At 62.6% G+C, this 8163-nt stretch carries 6 protein-coding genes and 1 riboswitch; of the genes, 2 read left to right on the top strand and 4 right to left on the bottom strand.

Features of this window, described 5'->3' with window-relative positions; translation table 11 throughout:
- Positions 1-12: 12 nt before the first annotated feature.
- Positions 13-435: a VOC family protein gene (locus AC1DMG_RS17440; protein WP_477180833.1), complete on the bottom strand. Its 423-nt coding sequence runs from the start codon at positions 433-435 to the stop codon at positions 13-15.
- 200 nt (positions 436-635) lie between these two features.
- Positions 636-744: riboswitch (glycine riboswitch) on the top strand.
- A gap of 53 nt (positions 745-797) precedes the next feature.
- On the opposite strand from AC1DMG_RS17440, the gene gcvP reads away from it, so the two are divergent.
- Complete coding sequence (gene gcvP / locus AC1DMG_RS17435; RefSeq protein ID WP_441603543.1) at positions 798-3746, top strand: aminomethyl-transferring glycine dehydrogenase; 2949 nt, start codon at positions 798-800, stop codon at positions 3744-3746.
- A 74-nt stretch (positions 3747-3820) separates the two neighbouring features.
- Here the strand turns inward: gcvP and AC1DMG_RS17430 are convergent, their stop codons facing one another.
- Positions 3821-4282, bottom strand: a complete 462-nt coding sequence (locus AC1DMG_RS17430; RefSeq protein WP_441611072.1) for a hypothetical protein — start codon at positions 4280-4282, stop codon at positions 3821-3823.
- A 464-nt stretch (positions 4283-4746) separates the two neighbouring features.
- Here AC1DMG_RS17430 and AC1DMG_RS17425 point away from each other — a divergent pair, with 464 nt between their 5' ends.
- Complete coding sequence (locus AC1DMG_RS17425; protein WP_477180832.1) at positions 4747-6087, top strand: carbohydrate-binding protein; 1341 nt, start codon at positions 4747-4749, stop codon at positions 6085-6087.
- A gap of 53 nt (positions 6088-6140) precedes the next feature.
- Here the strand turns inward: AC1DMG_RS17425 and AC1DMG_RS17420 are convergent, their stop codons facing one another.
- On the bottom strand, positions 6141-6767 hold the full coding sequence (locus AC1DMG_RS17420) for a DUF4253 domain-containing protein (RefSeq protein ID WP_441603546.1): 627 nt from the start codon (positions 6765-6767) through the stop codon (positions 6141-6143).
- 245 nt (positions 6768-7012) lie between these two features.
- Positions 7013-7327 (bottom strand): HigA family addiction module antitoxin, encoded by a 315-nt coding sequence (locus AC1DMG_RS17415; RefSeq protein ID WP_441603547.1) that lies wholly within the window; start codon positions 7325-7327, stop codon positions 7013-7015.
- Between the last annotated feature and the right edge of the window lie 836 nt (positions 7328-8163).

Raw genomic sequence — 8163 nt, 5'->3', positions numbered from 1 at the left:
CCACAAGGGCGGTCAGGTAGWCGCAGGCGGCCCCTTCAACTCCACCATATTCCCCTGCGGGTCGTACAGGTAAATCGACGGACCCTCGCCCTTCGCCCCGTAGCGCGAACCGATATCCCCCACGCGCACGCCATGCGCCTTGAGATGGGCCACGATCGCCGCCTCGTCGTAGTTCTCCACCTGCAGGCATAGGTGATCCATGTTGTGACCCTCGCCGCCCGGACCCGCGCCACCCAGACGGCCGAGCTTGCTGTCCAGCGCCACCAGGTCGATCAGCGAGTCGCCAGCGCGCAGTTGGACCAGGCCGATCTCGTCCTGGCGGCGCTCTTCGTGGCAACCCAGCACGTCGATATAGAAGCGCTCCATGGCCTCGGCATCGCGTACGCGCAGCACCACGTGGTCGATCCGGGCCAGCTGAAACGGGGGCTTGGGCATGGGGCGGCTCCTGAGGCGGGCCTTTCATCTTATGCCGTTTGAGACAAGGGCCGCACGGTGGGCGACGCCCCGGACCGCCAGGGAGGAAATCCCGGCCGAGGCAGCTTATAATCGTCGTTTAGCGTGTGGTGGGAGAAGCGGTGAGAACCGCTGCCGAAGGCGCAACGCCCGTAATCGCTCAGGCCCCAGACCATCACACGCACAGAAACTCTGGAGAGACCGGTTAAATCCGGCGCCGAAGGGGCACGAAGCGTGGGCTCGTTGAGCCTGCTCTTCCAAACTCTCAGGCAAAAGGACAGAGGGGCGCTTCGCGTGCGGCATGCACGTTCGGCCTTTATTGGCCATTTTCGGAAGCCCCTGCCATGAGTCAGAACGCCCATCCTTCCCTGCGTGATCTCGAGCACCACGACGCCTTCATCGAGCGTCATATCGGCCCCAACGACGCTGAAATCGCCAAGATGCTGGCGCTGCTGGGCTTCGACTCGCTGGAAGCGATGACCGACGCCATCGTGCCGGGCAAGATCAAGTCGCCGGCGCCGCTGGCCCTGCCCTCGCCGATCACCGAAGTGGAAGCGCTGGCCAAGATCCGCGCCATCGCCGACAAGAACCAGGTGTTCCGCAGCTTCATCGGCCAGGGCTACTACGGCACGCTGACCCCGAACGTCATCCTGCGCAACATCCTGGAAAACCCGGCGTGGTACACGGCCTATACGCCGTACCAGGCCGAGATCTCGCAGGGCCGCATGGAAGCGCTGATCAACTTCCAGACCATGTGCGCCGACCTCACCGGCATGGAGATTGCCAACGCGTCCCTGCTCGATGAAGGCACCGCCGCCGCCGAAGCGATGACGCTGGCCAAGCGTTCGACCAAGTCCAAGTCCAATCTGTTCTTCGTCTCCAACGCCGTGCATCCGCAGACGCTGGAAGTGATCAAGACCCGCGCCGAAGCGATGGGCATCGACCTGCACATCGGCGACGACAGCGAAGCCGCCAGCGTCGACAGCTACGGCGTGCTGCTGCAGTACCCCAACACCTTCGGCCAGATCAACGACTACAAGGCGCTGGCCGACGCAGTGCACGCGCGCCACGGCGTGGTCTGCGTGGCCACCGACCTGCTCGCCCTTACCGTGATCGCCTCGCCGGGCGAATGGGGCGCCGACATCGTGGTCGGCAACACCCAGCGTTTTGGCGTGCCGTTCGGTTTCGGTGGCCCGCATGCCGCCTTCATGGCTTGCCGCGACAGCTACAAGCGTTCGATGCCGGGCCGCCTGATCGGCGTCTCCATCGATGCCGAAGGCAAGCCGGCTTATCGCCTTACGCTGCAGACGCGCGAGCAGCACATCCGCCGCGAGAAGGCGACCTCCAACATCTGTACCGCGCAGGTGCTGCTCGCCGTGATGGCCAGCATGTACGCCGTGTACCACGGTCCGGAAGGCCTGGTGCGCATTGCGCGTCGCACGCATCGCCTTGCCGCGATCCTTGCCGGCGCGCTGCGTGATGCCGGCGTCACCGTTGGCCCGGACTTCTTCGACACGCTGCACGTGGTCAACGTCGATGCCGCCGCCATCCATGCGAAGGCCAAGGCCGCCGGCATCAACCTGCGCCAGATCGACGGCAAGAGCCTGGGCATCAGCCTCGATGAAACCACCACGCGCGCGGACGTCATCGCCGTCGCTGCGCTGTTTGGCGCCACCATCGCCGATATCGACGCGCTCGACGCCAAGACCAACGACGCCCTGCCCGCCGGCCTCGCCCGTACGTCGAAGTTCATGACGCACCCGGCGTTCAACACGCACCACAGCGAGCACGAGCTGCTGCGCTACATGCGTTCGCTGGCCGACAAGGATCTGGCGATGGATCGCACCATGATCCCGCTGGGCAGCTGCACCATGAAGCTCAACGCCACGGCCGAAATGATCCCGGTGACGTGGCCCGAGTTCGCCAACATCCATCCGCTGGCCCCGGCTGATCAGGCCACCGGCTACAAGCAGCTGATCGACGAGCTGGAAGCGATGCTGGTGGAATGCACCGGCTACGACGCCGTGAGCCTGCAGCCGAACTCCGGCGCGCAAGGCGAATACGCCGGCCTGCTCGCCATCCGCGCCTATCACCGCTCGCGCGGCGAAGGCCATCGCGATATCTGCCTGATCCCCGAATCCGCGCACGGCACCAACCCGGCCTCCGCGCAGATGTGCGGCATGCAGGTGGTGGTGACCAAGTGCGACGCCAACGGCAACGTCGATGTGGAAGACATCAAGCGCGCCGCCGAGAAGTTCAGCGATCGCCTCGCCGCCCTGATGATCACCTACCCGTCCACGCACGGCGTGTTCGAGGAAGACATCGTCAAGATCTGCGAGATCGTGCACGAGCACGGCGGCCAGGTGTACACCGACGGCGCCAACATGAATGCGCTGGTCGGCGTGGCCAAGCCGGGCAAGTGGGGTTCGGACGTCTCGCACCTCAACCTGCACAAGACCTTCTGCATCCCGCACGGCGGTGGCGGCCCGGGCGTGGGCCCGTGCGCGGTGAAGTCGCATCTCGCCCCGTTCCTTCCTCGTACTTATGCCGACATCCCTGTCGGCGAAGATCAAGAAGCTGCCATCCATGGCAGCACTCCTCACAAGAGCGCTGGCTCCGTAGGCATGGTCTCCGCGGCGAGCTACGGCTCCGCCTCGATCCTGCCGATCAGCTGGATGTACATCACCATGATGGGCGCCAGCGGCCTGCGCCGCGCCACCCAGGTCGCGCTGCTCAACGCCAACTACATCGCCAAGCGCCTGGCACCGCACTACGAGACGCTCTACACCGGCCGCAACGGCCTGGTGGCACACGAGTGCATCCTCGACCTGCGCCCGCTCAAGGACGCCACCGGCATCGGCGCAGAAGACGTCGCCAAGCGCCTCATCGACTTCGGCTTCCACGCACCGACGCTGAGCTTCCCGGTTGCCGGTACGCTGATGGTCGAACCGACCGAAAGCGAATCGCAGTCCGAGCTCGATCGCTTCATCGACGCCATGATCCAGATCCGCGACGAAATCCGCGCCGTGGACGAAGGCAAGCTCGACCGCGAAGACAACCCGCTCAAGCACGCCCCGCACACCGCCGTGATGGTGTCCGCCTCCGAGTGGACCCACGCCTACACCCGCGAACTGGCCGCCTTCCCGCTACCCAGCCTGAAGTTCCAGAAGTACTGGTCGCCGGTCGCCCGCGTGGACAACGTCTACGGCGACAAGAACGTCTTCTGCAGCTGCGTACCGGTGGAAGCGTTCAAGGGCGAGATCGAGGCTTTCAGCGAACCGAACGTCGCCTGAGCTTGCCCTCAGCGTGAATAGAAAAAGGGCTCCGCATGCGGAGCCCTTTTTTTTGTTGAAAGCCATGCAGCACGTCAGACGCTTGCGACTGCTGGCTCCTGCGGTTTGGCCGCGATCATGCGATGGTAGGCGAAGGTGCCGCGCACGCCATTGATAAAGCAAAACAACAGCACCACGGCCATGAAGATGCCAAAGTAAGCCTGCGGCTGCGTGGCAAACTGGAAAATCTTTTCCAGCACAAACAACACCAGGCCAATCACCGCGAACACCCGCGAGCGACGCCGGATGCGCCAGGCAATGATGGCCAGGAACAGCGCGTCGGCGTAAGCGAACGCATTGATGCCCATGACGCTGTGGTTGGACAGCAGGCTGATGGTGGCGACAACTGCCGTCACGACCGCACAAAACACTGCGGCCCAGAATCCCTGATTGGATGCCTGCTCGGCATCGGCGATGTTTCCGAACGTCGGCCAGTACCAGCGTTCCTGCTTGTAACGCGATCCCATAACTCCCCCTGTGATTTCTTGCGCCGGCACCCCCGTGCCGGCTCAGCGATGGTAAGGGCTATCTGCTGTTTCGGCACCTGGTCAGATCGCCATGCCGACCTTAGACAACGTTGTCAGAAAAGTCTCAACGGAAACGGCTAGCCATCCAAACGTCTGAATCGTTCTAGTCGCAACGCACCATCCCGCATCGCCATAGACCTCAAGCAATCCGCCGTCGAACGCGCTGCAACGCACGAAAAACACGGCACGTCGCGCCATATAACCATCCATCCATAACGATCGATTTGGCGTCCCAAATTCACAACCCCCATCACAGTTCCCATCGTCTTTTAAGGACAACGTTGTCAAGAGTGGACACAAAGACGACATCGTCATGACCACGGCAAGTCATGACCCACAGGGAAAGCACGGGGACGCCCACCGCCGATCGGACTCGGCTCGTCGCCAGGGAAACCTTCCGCCTTAGTGATGCAACACAACCAGGAGACGCTTCCATGCACTTGAAGAAGTCGGTTGTTTGGCTACGCACGGCACTCAACGCCATCGGCACCACCGCAGGTGGTGCGATGGCCATGAGCTTGATGACGCTCGCTCCCGTTCAAGCCGTACACGCGCAGGCCACCTGCGCCGCGGCGTGGAGCGCAAGCACGGTTTACACCGGCGGCCAGACCGCGAGCGAGAACGGCACCAACTACCTCGCCAACTGGTGGACGCAGGGCAATGACCCCGCCACCAACAGCGGCGGTGCAGGCTCCGGCCAGCCGTGGACCTYGCAAGGCGCGTGTACGGGCGGATCCGGTGGTGGCGGCACAGGCGGCGGTGGTACTGGCGGTGGCGGCACGGGTGGCGGTGGCACAGGTCCCACCAATCCGCCCGGCACCGGCGCGAACCTGGTGTTCAGTCCCTACAAGGACGTGACCATCAACCTCAACTGGAACACCAATGTCATGCAGACCGCGGCGGCCACGGGCTCGTCGATACCGGTGGTCGGCAGTGGCAGCCTCAAGTCCAACTACGTGACCAACCTTGGCGCCATCACCCTCGCCTTCGCCACCGGCGAATGCGGCAGCGAAAACTGGGGCGGCGTCCCGGGCGCCAGCTTCGCCAGCGCGAATATCTCCGCGCTTTCCAATGCCGGCGTGTCCTACATCGTCTCTACCGGCGGCCAGGCAGGCACCTTCACCTGCGGCAGCACCGCCAACTTCGCTACGTTCCTGTCGCGCTACATGTCGCCGAAGATGGTGGGCGTGGACTTCGACATCGAAGGCGGCCAATCGCAGGCGACCATCAACAACCTCGTCGCTGCCGCCGTGTACGGCCAGTCGCTATATCCGAACCTGCGCTTCTCCTTCACCCTCGCCACGCTCGGCGCATCCGACGGCAGCTACGGTGGCGTCAACAGCCTCGGCGATATGGTGGTGAAGGCGATCAAGGCCTCCTCACTGACCAACTACACCATCAACCTGATGGCGATGGACTACGGCTCATCCGCCGCCTCGTACTTGTGCGTGGTAGCAAACGGCAGCTGCGACATGGGCCAATCCGCAATCCAGGCGGTGAAGAATCTCGAACACACCTACGGCATCTCGCCGAACAAAATCGAGATCACCCCGATGATCGGCATCAACGACGCCGCGAGTGAAAACTTCACCATCGCCAACGCCGACGCCATCACCACCTACGCCGTCGCCAACGGCCTCGCCGGCATCCACTTCTGGTCGCTCGACCGCGATACGCCGTGTAATCAGAACTACGCATCGCCGACGTGCAACTCGGTGCCGTCGACGACGCCGTTGCAGTATACGAAGCGGTTCTTGAGCGATTTGGGGCGGTAAGCCATCGGATCACGGGTCGGCGCAGACGCCGACCCGTGATCACTGCCCGAAGCTCAGTCCCACCAGAGAAAGACCGTGTGCGTGCGCTCTATCTCTTTCTGCAACGCATCCACCGTCAAAGTGCCTTGATCCACGATGTCCGGGCAGAATGCATACAGGTCCTTTGCGAACGCGCGCATATCACGCGGCGGCTTCTTTAGGCGAAACTGGATGGTGTCCGTTTCCGCCTGAAAAATATCGATGCCATACGCGGCATCCCATGTCCGGAGTTTCTTGATCAGATCTTCCGTACCCATGCCGTGATTGACCGCATCGGATGCAGCAATCCGCAGTACGTCGAATTGCGACGTTCCCTTTCCGATCACAATCTCGGCCCCGACCGAAGGCGGGGCGGCAAGGCTGTTGGTTGTTCCGATGAACGCCACAAGGCCCGGCCCAAGCCTGCCACGAAGATCGCGCAAGAGTGTTTCCGCAAGCTCCGGCTTTACCACCACGGAACGCGCGCCCGAATACTGATCCCGGCCGAAGTCCCTGGTCGAATAGTGGCGAACCTCACCGAGGTTCTGCTGTTCAAGGTAAGCCGAAGCTTCATCAAGAGTACGCAAGCTTTGTACGCCGGACGCGGATGCGCCCGAGGCAAATACCAACCCTGCAATCCATGTCCAAATACGCTTGCTCATGTTCACCTCCCCTGAGATGCGAGTCGTCATCGATGACCACGCGCATGATGCCGCATTCAGCGCTCGCCAAAAACAAGGCCCCGCATGAAGCAGGGCCTTGGTGTTCGGCACACTAATCGTGATCAGGCAAACGGATCATCCAGCACAATCGAGCAAACGGGACAGAGGTAGTTAGTTCGAACAATGACGGTGGGACTTAGCTGCCTCTGTCCCTTTCATCGGTCCCGCTTGTCGTGCGTTTGCCCTTAATCAACAAGAGGCCGATAAGCGCGCACCACAGGCTTTGCCCTTTCCAGGTCGTATCGCGCCTGAAGTGCCAGCCAGTAGAAGGCGGTGGTGTCGAAAGCGAGGGAGAGGCGGATGGCGATCTTGGCGGTGATGGGGTGGGTGTCGGCGATGAAGGCTTTGATCTGATTGGACGGTATGCCGGTGCGGCGGGCGAGTTGGGCGGGATTGAGGGCGTTCGGAATCAGGTAGGCGTGCAGCAGGATGTCGCCGGGGGCTCGCAGCGGTTGCGAGGGGTCGATTTCCGAATGCGGGGTGAGCTGGATCAGTTCCATGGTGGTTCCTCCCTGTCGGACACGGCCGCACAGCGGATAGGCGCTTACAGCGCTCCGTGTCAGTGAATGCTTGGCAGCTTCGTCGGTGATTGCCCGAACGCGGCGCATCGCCATGCCGGCCGATGCGCTGCAACGGCGATCATCGGAGGCGTGTGGTGTTCGCTCGAGGCTCGTCACCGAGCAGGCGGCTGTACTGCTGCAAGCAGTGAATGGCCGTGCCCAAGCTGGCCGTGACGGCCGCGGGAAGCGGCCATGGCAGCGCTCTGCCGGGGAATCCTCGCGCCTGCGCCTGGCGGCACTGCTCGCTGTCGACACGCAGGCGCATGAGGGCGAGCACCGCCAGGGCGATGTCGCCGCGAGTGCTATGACGCAGGGTTTCGGGCCATGCCACCGCCTCGGATAACGAGTCGTCAGGCGGAGGAGCGAGGGTGTCGTCAGGGGGAACGGACGAGCGAATGCGTACCGTATGATCGCGGGTAGCCATGATTAACTCTCTTGAAGTTGGTGATGGTTAGCGGGCTGTGGGTGTTAGTCGCACTCACGGCCCGCGCCTCATGACTTGGTAGTCATGGTCATTCGCGAGACGTGCAACACGACAACGCGAGTGACTGGCTGACCCTAACAATCAGGCTTGCCATCGTCTGTCAGGGATGGGCGAGATGGATGTCCGCGTGGCCACAGGTAAGCGTGAGGGCCAAGGGCTATCTCGGAGTCAACCTTTCCGGCTAGAAATCGAGGTCCAGAAGAGGTGAAAGTGCACTCTGCCCCTGTTTTGGCGAAAGATTTCCGGGTCAATGAGGTGATGTATGTTGGAATTTGAAAAGTTGCGCTTCGAC

It is taken from the genome of Dyella sp. 01N36 (genome assembly GCF_056399745.1).
This window is presented reverse-complemented; position numbering and strand designations above follow the sequence as displayed.

What these genes read in the sequence shown, in the direction of transcription:
- gcvP (WP_441603543.1), top strand. Translation starts at nt 798, where the DNA reads ATGAGTCAGAACGCCCATCCTTCCCTGCGTGATCTCGAGCACCACGAC.
- AC1DMG_RS17420 (WP_441603546.1), bottom strand. Translation starts at nt 6,767, where the DNA reads ATGAGCAAGCGTATTTGGACATGGATTGCAGGGTTGGTATTTGCCTCG.
- AC1DMG_RS17415 (WP_441603547.1), bottom strand. Translation starts at nt 7,327, where the DNA reads ATGGAACTGATCCAGCTCACCCCGCATTCGGAAATCGACCCCTCGCAA.